Source organism: Paenibacillus xylanexedens (genome assembly GCF_007676705.1).
GTDB lineage: Bacteria > Bacillota > Bacilli > Paenibacillales > Paenibacillaceae > Paenibacillus > Paenibacillus xylanexedens_C.
Genome location: NZ_VEBF01000004.1, coordinates 192,239 through 211,501, shown reverse-complemented (window position 1 = coordinate 211,501; position 19,263 = coordinate 192,239). Strand labels below are relative to the sequence as shown.

The window sequence follows — 19,263 nt, the reverse complement described above, 5'->3', positions numbered from 1 at the left end:
GGGATTGACTTGGATGGCTATGCTTTTTGATACAACGCAATATCGAACACATCATCCGGGCGCAGGATCGTATCCACCAGCTTCCACTTGCTGCTGTCCGTCTCTCTCATGGGATAATTGAACAAGGACTTCAACTGATCACCGTATCTCATGGCTACAACCACCTGCGCATTCGTCAGGGCATGCAGTTGATCAAGCAGCTCATATTTAGGGGCCACCGTAGAGCTGAAAATGATATGGGTTGCTTCCCTGGTATAATCCAGATCCTCCAGCAATGTTGACTCCAAACGAATCTTCAAACCCGTGCCCAGTGTCTCCACCACTTTTCGCCCGAGTGTAATGGACTCTTCATCAATATCGATCCCGACAACCTGTGCACCTGTTCGCTTGGCAATGAGTAATGGTGTCATGGGGAATGAACCGGAGCCTACCAGCAATACGTTGGATTCAGAGGTAACATGGAAACTGCCGAATTCTTTATCGATACACTCTTCTATATTTTTGAAATAATCGGCAATCTGCACATCCCCGTTCTCTAACTTCAATGCACGATATTTCTCCATGATCGCCACACACAGGGCTGATTTTTTTCTCAATTCCCATACAAGTGAATCTAATTCTTCCAGCTCCGACTGCTCTAACTGTTCCCAGGCTGCCTTATTCTCCGGATCCGTCACAAAGCGGGAGTAGTCATTGATTACAGCTTCCAGCTCTGAACTATGCTGAATTGTGTGATTATACCTGCTTGCGAGCTTATCGAATTTCTCTGCAAACTCACTCAAACATGTCTGAAAATGGACCAATGTGATCATTTCTTTTCCCCCAATACGTTGTCTCGATCATGTATCATGTCCCTCATGCGTTTACAACGCTCCATTCTGCTGGAGCATCTATGAAGGCTTTGCCCTGAGCCACGATGCCAACAGATCCCTCAATCGTAATGCTCCCAAGTTCTGCGCCTTCCCACTCGGCCACCACTTTGATTGCACCACCAGGCTGCTTGATGTACTGAGTAATTCCTCTCTGTCGGCTCCATGCGAGATAGGCTCCCACGGAGGCTGTACCCGAACCACACCCTCTCTCCCAGATCAGACTATCCAGCTCCGGAACATAGATGAGTGGGGCCATTTCTTCCGATTTCGATTGATATAACAAGATACCAATCAGCTTATCTCCCAGGGTTAGTCCCAGTAATCTTGCAAGGGTCTGTGCCCTCTTCTTCATCGTATCGTCGAAGTCATCGACTTCGATCACGATATGGATGAACTCAGCGTACCGGATGATCACCATATCGAGCTCGATGCCTTCATATCGGATTGTTCGTTGTTCGATCTGCTTCGGAATCGGCATGGTTACCTGGCAGTCGTATTCGTTCTGCTGTTTCTTCACATGGCACATGATCAATTGATCGGTCCCGGAAACCTCCAACATGATGTCCATCGATTCCTGATGTGCCAGTCCTGCTTCAGATGCGTGGTGTGCTGCAAGTGCCATACAGGCGTTGCCACAGAACTCGCCTCCGGCCATTTCCAGACGGGCCACAGCTTCCGGTCTCCTCGTTGGTTCGATGAATCCCACTTGTTCAGCGTAAACGTTATCATACGACATTAGACGAGTTGCAATATGACTGTATTGCTCGGCTGCATGATCCGTTTTAACCAGAATCGTCATGTTTTGAGTGGGACTGAACTTGATAAAATCGATCTCCTGTTTCATCGCAGCGACTACTCCTGTTCTTCTTTTTATCTAATAGTAATTATTACGATTAAAAGGTCGAGAAAAATATAGCACATCCTTTTGGGGAGCGTCAACAAATATTTCCATTTAAAAAAATAAAATTTCATAATACCTTTAGCTGCCCTTCCTATAAGAAAACCCAAACAGAGCTGTCGCTTATGCGCCAGCCCTAGCCATAATTACACCGTCTGATAAAATTCAACAAATACGAAAAACGGTGCCGCAGAACAGAACCGTTTCGATCATCTGGATATGATCCAGGGTTTAACTTCTTCCCTCACTCATGATGTGCTTGCACATTGTGCAGTGCCCGTTCAGCCAGTGCTGCCAGAAGATGTGCTCCCAGCGGCAGAGCCCGTTCATCCACATCAAAGCCAGGGTGATGCCACTCATGCGGGCCAGAGGTGCCCAGGAAGAGGAACAGGCCGGGAACTTCTTTTTGATAAAAAGAGAAGTCCTCACCTGCTGGAGAAGGTAGCGGTCTAACACTATTCAATCCAATCTCACTTGCAACTTGCTCCGCCGCAGAAGCGAGAGACTCATCGTTGACCACGGCAGGTGGTCCCTGAATCCAGCGAACTGTAGCCCGTGTGCCATAGGCTGCCGCCACACCGGCGACTACCTGATTGAAACGCTCGCGAATCCGTGCACGCACTTTCTCATCAAAGGTACGTACTGTGCCATCGAGTATCGCTTCATCGGGAATGACGTTCCAGGCTGTACCGCTGTGGAGCTTGGTGACGCTGATTACGGCACTCTCCTGTGCTCCTACATTACGGCTCACAATCGCCTGTAGAGCCGTAACGATATGTGCAGCAACCACGATTGGATCAATGCCGGCTTCAGGCACGGCTGCATGGGTGCCTACACCTTCCACTTTGACAACAAAACCGTCTGCTGCTGCCATTAATGCGCCTTCCCGAATGCCCACCGTCCCTACCTGGAGATCAGGCTTGTTATGCAACCCGAATACCGCCCGAACATCGGACAATGCACCACTCTGGATCACTTGGCGTGCACCCGTTGCTTTTTCCTCCGACGGCTGGAATATCAACCGTACTTTTCCCGGTAGACTGGACTCGCGCTGTTTCAACAATCGTGCAGCACCAATCAGAATAGCGGTGTGTGCATCATGTCCACAGGCATGCATTTTCCCAGCCACCTGGGAGGCAAATTCCAGCTTCGTCTCTTCCTGAATGGGTAGCGCATCAATATCGGCTCTTAGGGCAACAACAGGGCCGTCCCCTTGACCCACTTCAGCGACAATCCCTGTCCGCAGCGCATATTCGTCTGCAATACGAACGCCTTCCTCTTCCAGCCAACTGCGGATGGCTGCCGTCGTCTCCCTTTCCTCGCCGGACAATTCCGGGTTACGATGCAGGTGTCGCCGAATAGTGATTAAACGTTCCGCGAATTCTTCCGCCCGTTCACCGTGAAGTTCATGCTCGGGGCCCTGTACTTGTTGCTCAGAATGCTGCTTGGGCTGTTCCAGATCACTTTTCATCACATGGCCTCCCATTCGTATATATTAGCTGTGTCACTTCTATCCGATTGCTGCTTCTTCCTTGGATTCCAGTGCAAATTCGCCTAGTCCCTGCTCTGCCAGAATCTCACGCAACAATTCGAATGAACGAATTCGCTTGGTAAAGTCCCGTGTAGCTGTAGTCACAATGAACTCTTCCACAGCAAAATCCTGCTGGAACTTCAGCAGCGCCTGACCTACACTTTCCTTCGTCCCCCGGGTCACACTTGGCTCCAAAATCTCGATCCGATAGGTTTCGTTCGATTGACGTCCGAATTCTTCCGCCTGTTCCACAGAACCGACGGTCAGCACCTTCCCACTCTTCAGATGGATCTTCACCAGCATATGCTCGCTCGCAAGTCCTTCCGCTTCTTCCTCACTTTCGGCCACAATTACCGATATGGCTAGTGCAGCATAAGGCTCTCGTCCCTGGGAATGATCGAATTGTTCACGATATACACGGATCGCTTCAAGCGCTACCTCTATATTACTGTTAATGAACAGCGAAAAGACATATGGGAGTCCCAGTTCCGCAGCCATGCCCGCACTATCGACACTTGCTCCAAGTACGTACAGTTCCGCTGGAATGTCGGACACAGGCGAAGCGCTGAGACCTGCAAGTGGATGCGATTGATCTTCAAGCGGCTCATTGTGGATGTATCGTTTCACCTGAACAATTTTCTCTTGAAGAGATGCGGCTTCCTGAATACCTTCCTGCAACGCCTGTGTAGAACGTGGTAACCCGCCTGGTGCACGACCGATTCCCAGGTCAACTCTTCCTGGTCCGAGCGCTGCGAGTATATTGAAATTCTCGGCGACTTTGTATGGACTGTAATGCTGAAGCATTACTCCGCCAGACCCCAGACGAATCCGCTTCGTATGCGCAAGCAAGTGAGAGATGAGTACCTCCGGGGAGGAACCTGCAACATGCCCTGAATCATGGTGCTCCGATACCCAGAACCGATGGAATCCCAGCTGCTCTGCCCGCTGTGCCAGCTCAATCGTATGTCGAAAAGCATCCACTGCCGTTTCCCCTTCATAGATCGGGGTCTGATCCAAAATGCCAACACGAATACTCATATCCTTCTCCTCCTTGATTGTGCTGAACCACTATTCTTGAATCACTATTAAGTTGAACTGGAGATGCTTCTTCAGATTGGTTCTGCACTCTCCGTTTTGGTGTAAAAGTCAGATTCAACGTTAGACGCTCTATAACTTCCGCAGCAGTTCCCCGAAGGGCTCTGCCAATGGCGAATATTCTTCTTTTAACGTGACGACGCTGATCTGCAACGATACACCAGCCACCTCATGTACCTGAATGGGGAACAACTCCTGATTCTGCACTTCCTTCTTCACCGTGAGTCCCGGGAGAAAGGCAATGCCTGCCCCTTGCATAACCAGTTTCTTCGCCGTCTCCGAATTATCGACATGATATGTAATATTCGGCGGATGTTCCAGCGAGTCGAAAGCCCGGTGAATGCGAAGCCAGTCCAGTGAACCACATTCGAAAAAGACCAGTTGCTCATTCCGGATAGCTTCCATGCTGACATGCCCGCTCTCAATGAATGGATGCCCTTTGTACACATAGAGCTGGATCGGATCTTCATAAAAAGCAACCGTACGGATCGCAGGATGCATGACCTTGCGCACAAAAGCAAGATCGATCTCCTGACCAAGCAATTTGGCAATCAGCTGATCCGTCGTTGCTGTCGTCAGTTTGATGTTAATTTCGGGGTAAGCTTCCTTGATCTTGGGTAGAAAATCGGGAATAACATAATTGGATACCGATACTGTACTACCGAGCCGAAGAGCATCCGGTGTTGTCCGGCGCTGCTGAATCTTCTGCTTGCCCTTCTGAATCACTTGCAGCACTTGCTGCGCATACGGCAGGAATTTCCGACCTTCTTCTGTCAGCACGATTTGCTTGCCAAGCCGATCAAACAACTTGCAGCCCAGCTCCCTTTCCAGTGACTGAATGCGAGCTGTGACCGAAGGTTGGGACAAGAAGAGTACTTCGGCAGCCTTATTGAAGCTTCCATAATGATTGATATATACAAATGCTTCAATATTCTCGATATTCATGAGCGCCTCCGTATCCACGTCCGCAGACGTTTGATCTTATATTGATTTATCCAATATATTTACTTGGTTTTACGATATCGTAATCCCATCCTTTTCCAGTGTCAATAACAATTCATCCAGTGAGCGATCCAGACGTGTAGTAATATCCGCAGAGAGCACAAATTTCCCATCATCCAGTCGTTCGATTCCCTGATCCACAGCATACACGCCACCCAGAATATGTCTTCCACCAAGGGCTGCCAGTACAGGCTTCAATGCATAATCAATGGCGAGCAGATGAGCAATGGAGCCACCGATGACGAGTGGGAGTATCAACTTACCCCGTAACCCTTCTTGCGGAATCAGATCCAGGAACAGCTTGAGCACTCCCGAGTACGATGCCTTATATACCGGCGTAGCCACAATAACTGCATCCGCGGCTTCAACGACAGCAAGTGCATCACGAATGAATGAGCTGTCGAACCGGGCTTGCACCAGATCCTCAGCAGGCAGATCCACAACATGAATGACTTCAACGGTAATGCCTGCCTCCGTTAATTTTTGGCTGCTGTAATCCGTCAGACCTGTCAAACGTGAGTGCTTGGAAGGTGATCCGGCAATAATGACAACATGTGACATGAATATCTCCTCCTTGGAATAGCGGTCAAGCCGCTCCTTTTACTTTCGGGTCCAACCGATCACGAATATCGTCTCCAATCAGATTAACCGCCAGTACAAACAAAGTGATCGCCAGCCCCGGGAACGTACAGATCCACCAGGCAACCGTCAGATAACCTCTACCTTGTGAGAGCAATGCGCCCCAATCCGGAATTTCCTTCAACACCCCAAGTCCCAGAAAGCTGAGTCCGGAGCCCGTCAGGATCGATGTCCCTACGCCAAGCGTAGCCATGACCAGCAGTGGTGACAACGAATGCGGCAGTACATGTTTCCAGAAAATACGCGTATTGGAACCGCCCAGTGAACGTGTCGCTGTAATGAAAGGCAGACCTTTGACCGATATGACCTGCCCACGCATCACCCTTGCGTACCCCGGAATGGAGGAAACAGCAACAGCCAGTGCAATATTCATCAGTCCTGGCCCGAGAGCAGCTGCAACAGACAATGCCAGGAGCACACCGGGTACAGCCATCAGAATATCAACAGCCCGCATGGTGATGGTATCGACAACTCCTCCGGCATAACCGGAGATAATACCAAGAGCACTACCGACAATACCGCCCACCAGAACCGAAGCAAATCCAATGAGCAGCGAATCCCTGCTTCCATGTACAACCACACTGAAGATATCCCTGCCAAAATAGTCCGTCCCGAACAGGTGCGCGGCAGAGGGAGCCTGCAGTATGGCATCCGTCATCATCTGAGTTGGATCATAGGGTGCAATCCAGCCCGGTACAATCGCACATGCCACGGTAAACACCACCACCAGCAATGCTGCATAAAAGAATAATCGGGATACCGCGAATGAGATGCGATAGCGCCAAGGACGGCGATTCCACAGACGGATACGTCCTGCACTGCCCGCCCACGCTTTTTTGTCACCAACCAAAGGTTTCATGCTCATGAGCAACAACTCCTCCTTCCATACTCCGGGTCAGAACACTTCTGAATGTTCCATCCATGATCATGTGCGGACTGCACGCCGAACCCGGGGATCAATGTACGAATACGAGATATCCACCAGCAGGTTCAAGACCACATAGATAATGGATGTAAAGAAGACGACACCTTGCACCACTGGCAGATCCTTGGCCATTAGCGCATCCGCAATAATTCGGCCGATTCCCTGTCTGGAGAAGACGGTCTCCACCACAACGGTTCCCGCCAGCAGATCACCGATCAGCATGCCGATTACCGTTACAGCAGGAATAAGTGCATTACGCAGTGCATGACCATACATGATGGCACGTTCCGAAAGTCCTTTGGCCCGTAATGCCACAATAAACGGTTCATTGATGACTTCCAGCATGCTGTTCCGCACCATTCGTACGATAAACCCTGCACCCACGAGACCCAGCGTGACTGCCGGAAGAACCAGTGAGCTAAATCCGTCGGAACCCATCGCGGGGAACCATCCAAGCTGTACGGAGAATAACAGGATGAGCAGTATCCCCGTCCAGAAGGTTGGCATGGAAATGCCGAACAGTCCAACGAGCCTGGCGACGAAATCAATCACGCCATTGCGATGAATCGCAGACAATACACCAAGTGTAATTCCAATCGTAATGGCAATGATCGAGCTGAGTGCGGTCAAAGCCAGCGTAGCCGGAAAATGTTCCAGGATTTTGGGCAGAACCGGATCCGAATTGATCATTGATTTGCCGAAATCGCCACGCAGCATATCACCGAAATAGTTCGCAAACTGGATGTAAAACGGTTGATCCAGTCCTAGCTGGACCCGCAGATTCTCGATCATCTCCGGGGTAGCCGAGGACGGGTCCAGCATGAGCAGAACCGGATCACCCGGCAGAAGATACATGATGCAGTACACCAGCACCGAAGCTCCGAATATAACCAGGAGCGATGTTGCGAGTCGTGACAGTATCGTTTGAACCATACCGGGATATCTCCTTCCTGAATCTGGATTGGCCCTTCATGTTAAGGCTGAATGCGAACATCGTTAAACAGTGGATACCCCAGCGAATCGAACTTGATGCCTTCGACCTTTTTGGATGCTGCGACCGTATACGGAAATACATAGATTGGCAAGATTACCGCTTGCTCAATCAGATATTGTTGGATCTGATTATAGATCTCCACACGTTTATCAGGATCCGTCTCGACCGCTCCCTGCTCTAACAGTTCATCGATCTTCGGATCAGACAAACCGGACAATGTCGGACGCTCGCCCTCTGCACTCGTATGGTAAAAAGCATACAAGGCATTCGGATCGGAATTGACCTGACTGTTGCCATAGAGATCATAATCCCAGTTCTGATAGATGACTGTTGCGATATCTTTTGTAATCTCGACTTCAACGGCAATGCCAACCTGTTTCAACTGTTGCTGGATAATGGCAGCAATGTCATTGCGTTTCTCCCGATTGGGCGAACCATCAACATACCGAAGGGTCAGCTTCTGCCCGTCTTTGGCACGAATACCATCAGCACCTTTCACCCAGCCTTGTTCGTCCAGCAGCTGATTGGCTTTGTTAATGTCCGGGTTGATGCTTCCTTCCAGCGATGCATTATAACCCAGGATTCCAGGAGACAGTGCGGACCACGCACGTTCGTAGTTGCCCAGATACAATGTTTTGACAATCGATTCCACATCTACGGCGGATTGTACCGCCTGCCTTACTTTCACATCATCCCAAGGCGCTTTACGCAGATTGAAAAAGAGTGTGTATGGCAACCCAACTGTGTTGGCCTGCAACAGTTGCTGGTTCGGATCGTTTTTCAATGCAGCAATATTTTGCGGGGGAACCGTCTCGGCAGCGAGTACCTGACTACTTTGAACACTTCCGATGCGCGTCGCTTCTTCCGGTACAATCTTGAATGTGATCGTATCCACATGGGGCGCGGCTTTATTTTCAACCGTCTCAGGTCCCCAATTGTAATCCTTGTTTTTGGCAACGACGATATCCGCATTTTCATCCCATTTCACAAAGGTATACGGACCTGTTCCCACCGGATTTTTACCCAGCTGGTCGCCATATTTTTGGGCAGCCGTAGGGGATACGATCCCCAGCAGCGCCTGGCTCAAGTTGCCGAGAAAGGCTTGCGATGGTGATTCCAGATTTACCTTGATGGTATATTCATCAATGACTTCGGAGGAGCTATAGGGTCTAATCAGGGCCAGAGAATTGGCAGCTTTGGTGGCTGGGTCGATCACCCGGTCCAGATTGTATTTCACGGCTTCCGCATTAAACGGTGTACCATCATGGAACTTCACACCTTCACGCAGCTTGAACGTATAACTCTTGCCGTCCTCAGATACGCTCCATTCCGTGGCAAGCCAAGGTTTGATGGAACCATCAGGCAGCTGCACGACCAGATTGTCGTAGATCGTCCGGATAGCACGCACCGTTACGGCAAGCCCACTGCGATGAGGGTCCAGCGTATCGGGTGAAGTTGCAAGTGCAAAAGTCAGGTTGCCTCCTTCGGCTTGCCCGGCCTGATCCCCGCCTGACGCCTGTGCCGAACTGTTCGTGCTGCCTCCCGCTGCTCCGCAACCGGACAATACCATCACCAATACTGCTGCCAATGCCATATATTTCATCCATGAGATAGACCTGTTCATATCGCTTCCCCCTCTGTGTATACAGGTGTCATTTAATTGATGTTTATACCCGATACTTGATATTTCCTATGAGTTAAGTAGGTTTTAAAGTAGTACGAAACGTAGTAATTGATTTCATTACCGGTTGGAGAAAACAGCCAGACAACATCAGATGCTCGTTCGCTCCCTCTCAGTTATGCCAAGTCAGATACGACTTGTTCCTTGGCAGCCGTATAACGGTTAACTGGAATTTGCACCCCAAGGTTACCTCGCAATGTATCGTGTTCATAGTCCGTACGATACAGGCCGCGTTCTTGCAGAATCGGAACAACGAGTTCCACGAAATCAGACAATCCACTCGGCAGTTCCGAAGCAATAATGAAGCCATCCGCTGCTTCCGTCTCGAACCATTCCTGAATCTTGTCAGCAACCTGCTCCGGTGTGCCCAGGAATTTGCTGCGCGGTGTTGCTGCCCGCAAAGCCACTTCACGCAAGGTCAATCCCTGCTCCTTGGCATCCTTCTTGATCTTGTCAGTTCCACTGCGGAAACTGTTGCTTCCAATGCCATTCAGCTCCGGGAACGGTTCATCCAGTGGATATTGGGAGAAATCATGATGTTCGAAGAAACGTCCCAGGTAATCCAGCGCTTTATCAATGGTCACCAGGCTCGCAATCTCCTGATATTTCTGTTCCGCTTCCTCTTCGGTCTGTCCAACAATAGGATTGATGCCTGGCAGAATAACAATATCCTGTGCAGAACGTCCATAGGAAGCCGCTCGTGTTTTGACATCCTTATAGAATGCCTGTGCATCTTCAATTGTATCGTGTCCAGTAAAGACAGCATCCGCTTCTTGCGCCGCCAGCGTTTTGCCATCTTCCGATGAACCTGCCTGGAAAATCACCGGCTGTCCTTGCCGTGAACGGGCAATATTGAGCGGACCTTGTACGGAGAAAAACTCTCCTTCATGATTAAGCGTGTGCAGTTTGGATGGGTCGAAGAATACACCGCTCTCTTTGTCTCTTACAAAGGCATCATCTTCCCAAGAGTCCCACAACCCTTTGGTTACCTGTAAATATTCCGCGGCAATGCGATAACGTTCCGGATGCGTAGGGTGACTGCTCTTGCTATAGTTCTTCGCTGTACCTTCCAGCGGTGAAGTCACGACGTTCCAGCCTGCACGGCCATCACTGATCTGATCGAGGGAACCGAACTGTCTGGCTACGGTGAAAGGATCACTATAGGATGTCGAGAGGGTACCCACCAGTCCAATGCGTGAAGTAACGGCAGCCAAAGCGGAGAGGATACTGATTGGTTCGAAGCGATTCAGGAAATGGGGAATGGATTTCTCGGTAATATACAGACCGTCTGCGATAAAGACCAGATCGAACTTGCCTTCCTCCGCTTTCAGTGCTTGACGTTTGTAGAATCCAAAGTTAACGCTGGCATCCGACAGAACCTCCGGGTGTCTCCATGTGGTGTTGCTTCCTCCAACCCCGTGAATAATGGCTCCAAATTTCAAACTGCGTTTCGCTGTCATATGCACTCCGCCTTCCTTGGATTAGAATCTTCAAAAGAATGATCAAGGGCCAACTGAACTGATTACGTATGCGAAATAACTTAAAAGTTAACTATTCCTATGAGTTTGGTTTGTTTTAATTTCACAAATCTTATCACTGCCCCGTTAAAGGGTCAACAGCGCGACTAATAGATATTTTCTATATGAGCATTGAAGATGTAAATATGACCATTTACATCCCAAGAGAGCTATAGCTTATGAATGTTCCGGCTGCCGCACAAATGCGATCTTGCATCATGCAGCAGCCGGAACAGCTTGCTCCAAAGGTATATATCGACTCCCGTTAGACTGCGGCCGCTTCGTCCGCTCGTGCCAGAAGTTCAGCTAGCTTCTCCAGATCAGGCTCCAGCAAGGCTTCAAACTTGCCGTCCCCTCCCACTTCAATGACGGGTACATGCCGAATGCCATATTTTGCTTCAAGCACATCTCGCAGCACGTCATGACCCTGCACTTCAATGTTCTCAAAAGGCTGGTTTCGCTCTGTCAGAAATGCTTTCACTTCCCCGCAGAAATGACAGCCTGTTTTGCTCCACAGCACGACTTTTTTGGTAGATGAAGACATCGACATACCTCCTGATTGGTTTTAAGATCAAGATCGGGCCATTGAATATGAACGCCCTAGACCTTCAATTCCCATCTGTTAAATAAGAATTATGGCTCTAAATGTACTCCTGTGCCCTTCCTGCGTCAATGGATCTGCTAATAGAATAAACCTATAACCAAATAGAAAGATTAAATTTTAAATTTGAAAGATGGCTTATTTTAATCCTATTGATGCCTCCAAACCTGGTCAAAAGCTTGTTTCGCTAATACCGTGTAGAACTCGATCTGATCCGGACTTCGATCTATGGCCCACCTCAGGGTGTCAAAAGCTTTTAATAGCAACATATACCTCGCTTGATTCAGTTCACGCTCCTGCTCTTGTGTACTTGTCCCATAGCCTTCTAAAAACGCTTTCAATTCTTCCTTGTCAGGACCCTCGCCCCGTAGCTGGCATTGCATGAGTTGAATGATATCGCCGTAAGGCACGACGGTGACCTCCGCATTGCCCCAGTCCAGAAGGGTAATCTCACCCGTAGAACTTACGATTGTATTCTTCAAGGAGAGATCGACATGGCATAAGCCAAAACGGAACTTTTGCATTTTCAATTGTTCGAACCATTGCCTTGCGACCTGTGATTCCTTCATCGTAATGACACCAAGCTCAATCAATGGATCTTGCTCCGTGAGACTATTGATATTGTATTGCACATACCCTTGCCAACTGCCATCGGATCCTGCATGAGGAGGAGAATAAAATTGGTTTTGTACCTCATCGTGCATTTCCCTTCCAAAACCAGTCACTGGGATGGATTGAAACTGTTTTGTGTACTCTCCAAGTTTCCTCCAGATTACGGAAGCAGGCACGGTCGTATCTAATCCGTTGTCCCCTTCGATATACGTTTGAATCATATATGCATGTTCAGCGGTAAGCCCCACGGACAATGTCTGTGGCCCAGGAATACCGACACTCGCCGCTTGTTCGATGCACCATTTTTCTTTTACAAAGGTGGAATATGTATCTGGATCGTTCATGCGTACAACCACTTTATGACTTGCCGTCTCCACCAAGCAGACCTGATTAACAAAACCTTTACCGATGATATGATGTGAGCATGTTACTTTTTCCAGCAAAAAATCACTGGCAATCTGTTCGGCTTGGTTGACTACAGAATTTTTCACCGTGCTTCCTCCCTATCTCTGTCCCTATCTAATGACCCCAAGTTACGCTTGGTGATCATTGTGTTGGTCATAGTGTAAAAGGAAATCGATGATCTTTCAATCTCTTTACTTTAAGTGGTCTATTTAAGTTGAACTAATCATTTACACGATAACGGAGAGGACAGAAAAAACCTGAAAAAGCGAAGCGTTCGCCTTTATCCCCGGATTTTCCCTTGAGAAAGGGGAATCGAAAAAATCTGGGGATAACAGCGATTGGAAGGTTATTCTGTCATCGTAGTGTCAGTGTAAATAATCTTTAGTTCAACTTATATAGCTACCAACTCATATGTAATGTTTGGATGCGGAATGAATTCAGAGCGATTCCACAGGATACCGCTGCATCTTTCATTCCGCATCATGCTGCTGATTCGCATAAACAGATCGCCTGACATTACAGATCGGGGTTCAAAAGCTGAGGTGGGGCGATAATCGGCCATCCTTCTTCCATCGAATCCAGTTGATCTGCAGACACGCTGACAATATGCCCGGAATGTACACCCCAACGTTCTGCGGCATAGACCGATACAAATCTTCTCCGCTTGCCTCCGCTGATCTGATATCGAATCTCGGGTGCATCCGCTGCGGCAACAATACTTCCCTCTGCCCAGCCATTGGGAGAACCCTGAATCGCTGTCGTATGCACCTGATGTGACTCCATCGGCCATCCTTGCACGTCCCCTGCTGATATCAGTGCTTCTCCAGCAGGAATACCGAGCAGATCCGGTTTCGCAACCTGAACTGGTGATATTCCACGCGGTACAGGGATGTTCAGCTTACGCCGCCGCCCACTAGTCAATGTATAGACATCGCCTTTGGCATCAGACAGGAACGAGCCTTCGGGGTAGAATTCACTGCTGCGTCTGAACTGTAGTTCTGGATCTTGGCTACCTTGTGTTGAGATTCGCTGACGCGGATCGGTCGGGCTCGTATCCCTATCCTCTTGTTGACCGGATGGGTTAAGAGAGGTTTGTTGTCTTGCCAAGCGGGAGGTTTCAGCAACCAGCGTATGGGGATCTCCCCACTTTTGGCTATAAAACTGCTCGTTATCCTTGTTCACTACAGCAAAATCCTGCTCCCCCAGTGCTTTCATGCTGACACTTCCGAAGTGATGAATAAAGGCATCCCCGGCAACCGCAAGCTGGTATCCTGCCAGCTTCACCCGGATGATCCAGTCATCATCTTCAAAATTCCCCACCGCGTAACCTTCGTCCAGATAACCTACTCGTTCCAGCAACTCCCGTGAGAACAACCAGCAGAATCCGACCAGGCGATCAGTCAATCGATGTTTTCCGGTATCCGGACGATTATGTGTGCTGGCAAAAGGCCACATCTCTTCTACCTCACGATACGGAACCTGAATCTGCTGATCCCCGCCAATATAGTTGGTCACCGGACCCACCACACCAATCTTCGGATCACTGGCAAGACAAGTCATCATATTATCCAGCCAGCCCGGGGTAACCAGCGTATCGTTGTTCAGTACGACGATATGTCGTCCTCTTGCCATCATCAGTCCATGATTGACACCTCCGGCAAACCCGCGATTCTGATCCAGGGCAGCCACCCTCACCATGCCGCCTTTGCGGAGCATGGCCTCGGCAGTACCATCCTTGGAGGCATTATCCACGACAATGATTTCGTAGGGAGCAGGCGTATGCTTTTCGATACTGGACACACATTGCAGCACATACTCCCGCTGATTGTACGTGGGAATTATGATGCTGACCCCTTCAAATACAAGACCAAACGAACTTTGTCCTTGGCGGACACCTTCATCGTAGCCTCTGCGATAACCCTGTTTGTAGAGTCTGGCGCCTTTGGCTGTGCGGTTGCTTCTACCTTTGCGTCTGGATTTGCGTGTTGAGCGACTACCTGCTTCATGCAGGACTGCCATGGCAGGTCGCGAGACATCTTGCTGTGTGGCACGGCGGCCCACTTTTTTGTCGTTGCTCATGCTGCCATTTCGTTTGTTCTCACTGCGCTTGCTGATGTTTGAAGTGTTGTTATGGGGACTGTTCCCCTTACGACGGTTGACGTTTCGAGCATTATCTTTGTTACTATGCCTGTGACGACCTTCCTCACGTTGTTGATCGGATGTACTCATGTTGCTTCCTCCATTTCCACTCGTCCGTGAGGCCAGTGTTGTACTGTACTTGCCCCCGGACGGTCCACTAGAGTTGAAGCTCTCCGGTTACCAGTTTGTCTGCCAAATGTCCAAAATCCAGAGCGACCTTACCGAGTTCACCTGCGATTCGCCTACATAGGATGACCGCCGGAATCCCTGCCGCCACCAGCGCGATATCAAAAGCATGTTCTGCGGTTTGCTGCATCACCCTCGGAACATCCATGACTCCCGTTACAGAACCAATGATACCCGTGACATGAACCCCCCGGCTGTGCAACAGTGCCGCAAGCTCTGCAGCCTGGCTGCCGATGAGCAGAACCCGGCGCCCTTGCAGCAGGGGCAGCACTAGACCAGACTGATGCAGACTGTAATTGATCGTGGAGCTGGTCAATTTCAGTCCAGACCAGTCGATTCTGAAGTGGCGCAATACGGGGAAGAGCAGTCCCTGAAACGTAGGCGCCCGCGAGATCGGCACGCCAACCCAGTCGGCGGCCTGAATCGCTTCCGCGAGCATCGCGCGGATGTCTGGCGTTGAGCATGGCACCCCTGCATAGGGCAGAAACGGTGCCAGCTCCTGCACTTCATGGCCGGGCAGCACCGTATCGGCTGCCAGGGTGAGCAGTTCGCCATCTCCGAGGCGAACGACAGACAAGGGGCGCTGCGCATCCAGCGCCGCCATGATGTGGCCAGCCATCTCGTGAGGGCTGGCCAGCCGGGTCAGGCTGGGCGCATATTGGCGGAATCCCGCCGCGATCAGATCTGCCGCCGCCACGGCAGGCAGAATGTGATCCGGCGGGATGTGCTGCGCCACCAGCGCCTCCCCGCCGGCGAATACGCCGTCGCGGTAGCCCTCGGCGTAGCCGCCGGGCACGGCCTGCGCCTGCGCTGCGTGCTCCGCATGCGCAGCAGGCAGGCCCTTCGCGCTGCCCGCATGCGCGGCGGAAGCGCCTTCCCGCCCCGCAGGGGCGACACCCTTCGGGAGTGTCGCCTGGCGCGGGGCGGGGCCAGCACCGCTGGCAGGCATCGCCTGTGGCGTGCTGGCTTGCGGTGCTGGCATGGGCGCTCGGCGCATCGCCGTGCGCTGCTTGGCGCGGGCAGCGGCACGCCCGCCCCGCGCTGGTGCATGTCTGCGCCCAGCAGTGGCCTGGCGCAGACCGGCTTTGCCTTTGCCGGCGGTGCTCGCCCTGCTGGTACGTCTGGGTTTGCCCGTATTACCTGCCCTACGCACATAGCTCGCTCTGCCCACAGCACTGCCTGTGTTGCCCGCTTTGCCTGCACGGACCTTGTGCGCTGCGCCTGCAGACGTATCCGCTTTTGTCTGGCTACTGCGTTTCCCCGACTTAACACCTCTGACTCCAGCGTCCCCTGCCCCTGCTCCCGCTGCTGTACCACTGCCCGTGAACACGGACGGGTGCGTGCCCCGGGGTTTACCTGTCACCATAGGCCCAGTGGACCCGGTGCGTGTCGCTACTCTCACGCCATTCCCTCCTTTGGCATGCACGTGGATTGTCGCTGCGCAAAGCGCCGGAGCATCCTTTCAGCTCCGGCGCAGGGTGTTCTGCTCCCATGGGGCACCGCACAGCGGCAGCATCAGGCGCATTAATGTTAGGGCAATTGTCCTTTCATGCGGACAGCTGCTTCCTGGAGCGAATCAAATGTACCCGCATCACTCCAGTATTTCTGCAAAATATCGTATTCCAGTCCACCAGCAGATGCGTAGTGATTGTTCACATCCGTAATTTCAAGCTCTCCGCGCGCTGACGGCGCGATGTTGCGAATGAGGTTAAATACATGATCGTCATACATATATATGCCCGTAACACAATAAGAGGTTTTCGGCTGGCTTGGCTTCTCCTCAATGTACGAGATACGCTTCGGATGCTGTGGATCAAAGACTGGGACCCCATAACGACGCGCATCATCCACCTCTTTGAGCAGAACCCTTGCTGTACCGGCAGGTTGCTGCATGTAACGGTCCACATAAGGTTTCAGATCGTCGCTGAAAAGATTATCCCCCAGAAGCACAACGAATTTTTCTCCAGGAAGGATAAAAGTGGTCGCCAGATCCAATGCTTCCGCAATCCCGCCCGCCTTTTCCTGAATGCGATACGTCAGCTTGACCCCATGATCCGCTCCGCCACCAAGATACTCTGTGTACAGCCCGGCGGAATGTTTGTTGATTACAATCAATAGTTCATCAATGCCTGCCTGGCGGAGCCTGTCGATACCATACATAATCATCGGATGTTTACCGACTGGAAGCAGATGTTTGTTAATAAGCCGGGTCAGAGGATACAGTCTAGTTCCTGTTCCGCCGGCAAGAATTACACCTTTCATTCCACGTTCCCTCCTTCATCGGATGTGTCCATATATTCAAGCGGATCGACATGCCATTTGCTCATAAAAATCGAACGATTACGCTCAAGCAGCTGTTTCCACGCCAACTTATCTGTCTTCTGAAAGCTTGCACTTCCCTGATGATGCACGAGAACATCCCCGCATACCAACAAGCGATATCCCTGTAATCTTGCTCTATAACAATAATCGTCATCCTCATAGTGTCCCGGTGAGTACGCCTCGTCAAGCAGTCCGACCGATTCCACTACACTCCGTTTTATCAGCATACACAGACCGACAATCCGGCGCACTTCCCTCCACCTTGAAGCATCCGCTACATTGTTGGAAGCGGCCAGCTCCTGGAAATGTTCCATGTTCCGAAACGCCAGTTCAATCTGCTGGACGCCGCTGGCATAATTGGTGACAGGACCCGTAATCCCAATACTCGCATCACTGTACAGAGCGGTTCGCAGGTTCTCCAGCCAACGGGGCGTGACCGTGACATCATTGTTTAGAAGTAACAGCTCATCCCCGCAGGCTGCACGAATTCCAGCGTTACACGCTGCCGGAAATCCCCGATTATCCGGGAACCTGACAAACCGAATTCGCTCCAACGCGCAATATTCAGCCGTTCCATCCGTCGAACCATTATCCACAACGATAATTTCGTATGACGCAGGCTCACCCGAGTATTGTCTTATGGCATCAATGCAAGGCCTGATCAGATCCAGTCCGTTGTATGTTGGAATAATTATGCTCGTCAGTCTCATCTGGCGTTCCTCCTGTAAGCTACTTCTACACGGGAGGGCGTACGTGCCTGAGCTGTATTCCAACCCGTGTCCAGCCAGGTAGCCAGCGCCTCCAGATGATCTCCGAGGATCAATCTGGCGACATCATTCCCATTCCCCGTGTTACCGGGACGCAACCGATTGGAACGAATAACATCCACTTGACTTGGTGCCGATACGCTCATCCCATGCTGAATGGCGAGACTTTGCGCCTTGGGTGGAACGGCCAGTGATGCTGGCTTCACGGTCTGGATCATACGACGAGACAATGCGTGGGGCACGGCTGTCATGGAATTAGAACCGAGATCTGCCCTGCCTAATGTGCGGTTCAGATATGCCTTTATCCGGCTCACCTCATCCTGCCCGGCAAACGGAGGAAGCAAGGACGTCAGATTATTCAACGCCACATCCTGTCCCCGATCCACTGCGAACAGAAATGGTGCAAGCTGTTCCGCCGATACGACCATATCCCCATCCACAAAGAGAACCGTCTCCGCATCCGTCATCTTTGCTCCAAGTGCCCGGCCTACATCATGTCCTGCCCGATCCGGTTCATATACGAGCGTAATCCCCGGCTGCCTCAGCACCTGCTTCAAACTGTCATCGGTCGTTCCATTCAGTACAACAATGATGTCTGTCAGAGGCAAACGCTTTAGTTGCGACAACACCTGCCCCAACGTACGTTCCTCATTGCAGGCACAGACAACGGCAGCAGCCGAATGACGAAGGGGCAGCGGTACGATCTGAAATGAATGTCCTGAGTTATGGGCATATCCCTGCATAAATGCCTTGCCTGCATTCATGGCTACCTCAAAGTTGTTTAGCTCCGCAACGTTCGCCGCATGTGTATTCCACGCGAGACGGGCGTGTTCTTCTGACGCTGTATTGTCAGCCTTCGCCTGGCTTCCTGCACGTTGCCCAGCTTTCCACATCAAGCGCAGATCTACCAGGTCAGCTTTCGATCGGCTTCTTCTCGTTTTGGAGATGACGGATTGCTTCTTGTTCATATGACGCTTGTGGATACGTGTGCTTCCTGCTGTCTTTCGTCTATTCGTTGTCCGCCTGCGGTGGACAATCCCTGAACGCCCCTTCATTTCCTCACCTCCAGCATGCTGC

General features: G+C 50.9%; 18 protein-coding genes. 1 reads left to right on the top strand and 17 read right to left on the bottom strand.

What is annotated here, in order from left to right; all coding sequences use genetic code 11:
* Positions 1–17 precede the first annotated feature (17 nt).
* From FS628_RS22260 to FS628_RS22195, 14 genes are all read right to left on the bottom strand, one after another.
* Positions 18–812, bottom strand: a complete 795-nt coding sequence (locus FS628_RS22260; RefSeq protein WP_145325173.1) for a class I SAM-dependent methyltransferase — start codon at positions 810–812, stop codon at positions 18–20.
* A gap of 43 nt (positions 813–855) precedes the next feature.
* Positions 856–1,716, bottom strand: a complete 861-nt coding sequence (locus FS628_RS22255; protein ID WP_145325172.1) for a diaminopimelate epimerase — start codon at positions 1,714–1,716, stop codon at positions 856–858.
* 298 nt (positions 1,717–2,014) lie between these two features.
* A complete protein-coding gene (locus FS628_RS22250) occupies positions 2,015–3,241 on the bottom strand; it encodes an amidohydrolase (RefSeq protein ID WP_260871142.1) in 1,227 nt (408 codons plus the stop codon).
* A gap of 39 nt (positions 3,242–3,280) precedes the next feature.
* Positions 3,281–4,339, bottom strand: coding sequence for an LLM class flavin-dependent oxidoreductase (locus tag FS628_RS22245; RefSeq protein WP_145325171.1), 1,059 nt, complete (start codon positions 4,337–4,339; stop codon positions 3,281–3,283).
* 129 nt (positions 4,340–4,468) lie between these two features.
* Positions 4,469–5,341 (bottom strand): LysR family transcriptional regulator, encoded by an 873-nt coding sequence (locus tag FS628_RS22240; RefSeq protein ID WP_145325170.1) that lies wholly within the window; start codon positions 5,339–5,341, stop codon positions 4,469–4,471.
* Between the two features lie 69 nt (positions 5,342–5,410).
* Positions 5,411–5,959: an NADPH-dependent FMN reductase gene (gene ssuE / locus FS628_RS22235; protein WP_145325169.1), complete on the bottom strand. Its 549-nt coding sequence runs from the start codon at positions 5,957–5,959 to the stop codon at positions 5,411–5,413.
* 25 nt (positions 5,960–5,984) lie between these two features.
* Positions 5,985–6,902 carry an ABC transporter permease gene (locus FS628_RS22230; RefSeq protein ID WP_145325168.1) on the bottom strand — a complete coding sequence of 306 codons (918 nt, stop codon included), beginning with the start codon at positions 6,900–6,902 and terminating at the stop codon, positions 5,985–5,987.
* A gap of 60 nt (positions 6,903–6,962) precedes the next feature.
* Positions 6,963–7,895: an ABC transporter permease gene (locus tag FS628_RS22225; protein WP_145325167.1), complete on the bottom strand. Its 933-nt coding sequence runs from the start codon at positions 7,893–7,895 to the stop codon at positions 6,963–6,965.
* Between the two features lie 41 nt (positions 7,896–7,936).
* Complete coding sequence (locus tag FS628_RS22220) at positions 7,937–9,580, bottom strand: ABC transporter substrate-binding protein (RefSeq protein WP_145325166.1); 1,644 nt, start codon at positions 9,578–9,580, stop codon at positions 7,937–7,939.
* A gap of 173 nt (positions 9,581–9,753) precedes the next feature.
* Entirely contained in the window at positions 9,754–11,097 is a 1,344-nt protein-coding gene (locus FS628_RS22215) for an LLM class flavin-dependent oxidoreductase (RefSeq protein WP_145325165.1), read from the bottom strand.
* A gap of 322 nt (positions 11,098–11,419) precedes the next feature.
* Positions 11,420–11,698 (bottom strand): glutaredoxin family protein, encoded by a 279-nt coding sequence (locus tag FS628_RS22210; RefSeq protein ID WP_145325164.1) that lies wholly within the window; start codon positions 11,696–11,698, stop codon positions 11,420–11,422.
* A gap of 206 nt (positions 11,699–11,904) precedes the next feature.
* Positions 11,905–12,858: an aminoglycoside phosphotransferase family protein gene (locus FS628_RS22205; protein ID WP_145325163.1), complete on the bottom strand. Its 954-nt coding sequence runs from the start codon at positions 12,856–12,858 to the stop codon at positions 11,905–11,907.
* Positions 12,859–13,288: 430 nt separating this feature from the next.
* The gene (locus FS628_RS22200) at positions 13,289–15,001 is read right to left on the bottom strand and encodes a glycosyltransferase family 2 protein (protein WP_260871141.1); all 1,713 of its coding nucleotides are present in this window, start codon (positions 14,999–15,001) and stop codon (positions 13,289–13,291) included.
* 67 nt (positions 15,002–15,068) lie between these two features.
* Complete coding sequence (locus FS628_RS22195) at positions 15,069–15,716, bottom strand: GT-D fold domain-containing protein (protein WP_260871149.1); 648 nt, start codon at positions 15,714–15,716, stop codon at positions 15,069–15,071.
* A gap of 382 nt (positions 15,717–16,098) precedes the next feature.
* Between FS628_RS22195 and FS628_RS31465 the strand changes: the two genes are divergently transcribed.
* Complete coding sequence (locus FS628_RS31465) at positions 16,099–16,254, top strand: hypothetical protein (RefSeq protein ID WP_186327919.1); 156 nt, start codon at positions 16,099–16,101, stop codon at positions 16,252–16,254.
* Positions 16,255–16,627: 373 nt separating this feature from the next.
* On the opposite strand, the gene FS628_RS22190 is transcribed toward FS628_RS31465, so the two are convergent.
* Genes FS628_RS22190 through FS628_RS22180 form a run of 3 tightly spaced genes read right to left on the bottom strand, consistent with a single transcriptional unit; the run spans position 16,628 to position 19,241 of the window.
* Positions 16,628–17,359: a sugar phosphate nucleotidyltransferase gene (locus tag FS628_RS22190; protein ID WP_145325162.1), complete on the bottom strand. Its 732-nt coding sequence runs from the start codon at positions 17,357–17,359 to the stop codon at positions 16,628–16,630.
* Complete coding sequence (locus FS628_RS22185; RefSeq protein ID WP_145325161.1) at positions 17,356–18,129, bottom strand: glycosyltransferase family 2 protein; 774 nt, start codon at positions 18,127–18,129, stop codon at positions 17,356–17,358. Before FS628_RS22185 ends, FS628_RS22190 begins: the two co-directional genes overlap by 4 nt.
* On the bottom strand, positions 18,126–19,241 hold the full coding sequence (locus FS628_RS22180; RefSeq protein ID WP_260871140.1) for a glycosyltransferase family A protein: 1,116 nt from the start codon (positions 19,239–19,241) through the stop codon (positions 18,126–18,128). Before FS628_RS22180 ends, FS628_RS22185 begins: the two co-directional genes overlap by 4 nt.
* Positions 19,242–19,263 lie beyond the last annotated feature (22 nt).

What these genes read in the sequence shown, in the direction of transcription:
- ssuE (WP_145325169.1), bottom strand. Translation starts at nt 5,959, where the DNA reads ATGTCACATGTTGTCATTATTGCCGGATCACCTTCCAAGCACTCACGT.
- FS628_RS22215 (WP_145325165.1), bottom strand. Translation starts at nt 11,097, where the DNA reads ATGACAGCGAAACGCAGTTTGAAATTTGGAGCCATTATTCACGGGGTT.
- FS628_RS22245 (WP_145325171.1), bottom strand. Translation starts at nt 4,339, where the DNA reads ATGAGTATTCGTGTTGGCATTTTGGATCAGACCCCGATCTATGAAGGG.
- FS628_RS22225 (WP_145325167.1), bottom strand. Translation starts at nt 7,895, where the DNA reads ATGGTTCAAACGATACTGTCACGACTCGCAACATCGCTCCTGGTTATA.
- FS628_RS22240 (WP_145325170.1), bottom strand. Translation starts at nt 5,341, where the DNA reads ATGAATATCGAGAATATTGAAGCATTTGTATATATCAATCATTATGGA.
- FS628_RS22230 (WP_145325168.1), bottom strand. Translation starts at nt 6,902, where the DNA reads ATGAGCATGAAACCTTTGGTTGGTGACAAAAAAGCGTGGGCGGGCAGT.
- FS628_RS22260 (WP_145325173.1), bottom strand. Translation starts at nt 812, where the DNA reads ATGATCACATTGGTCCATTTTCAGACATGTTTGAGTGAGTTTGCAGAG.
- FS628_RS22250 (WP_260871142.1), bottom strand. Translation starts at nt 3,241, where the DNA reads ATGAAAAGTGATCTGGAACAGCCCAAGCAGCATTCTGAGCAACAAGTA.
- FS628_RS22195 (WP_260871149.1), bottom strand. Translation starts at nt 15,716, where the DNA reads ATGGCTGGCCACATCATGGCGGCGCTGGATGCGCAGCGCCCCTTGTCT.
- FS628_RS22180 (WP_260871140.1), bottom strand. Translation starts at nt 19,241, where the DNA reads ATGAAGGGGCGTTCAGGGATTGTCCACCGCAGGCGGACAACGAATAGA.
- FS628_RS22190 (WP_145325162.1), bottom strand. Translation starts at nt 17,359, where the DNA reads ATGAAAGGTGTAATTCTTGCCGGCGGAACAGGAACTAGACTGTATCCT.
- FS628_RS22200 (WP_260871141.1), bottom strand. Translation starts at nt 15,001, where the DNA reads ATGAGTACATCCGATCAACAACGTGAGGAAGGTCGTCACAGGCATAGT.
- FS628_RS22220 (WP_145325166.1), bottom strand. Translation starts at nt 9,580, where the DNA reads ATGAACAGGTCTATCTCATGGATGAAATATATGGCATTGGCAGCAGTA.
- FS628_RS22185 (WP_145325161.1), bottom strand. Translation starts at nt 18,129, where the DNA reads ATGAGACTGACGAGCATAATTATTCCAACATACAACGGACTGGATCTG.
- FS628_RS22210 (WP_145325164.1), bottom strand. Translation starts at nt 11,698, where the DNA reads ATGTCTTCATCTACCAAAAAAGTCGTGCTGTGGAGCAAAACAGGCTGT.
- FS628_RS22255 (WP_145325172.1), bottom strand. Translation starts at nt 1,716, where the DNA reads ATGAAACAGGAGATCGATTTTATCAAGTTCAGTCCCACTCAAAACATG.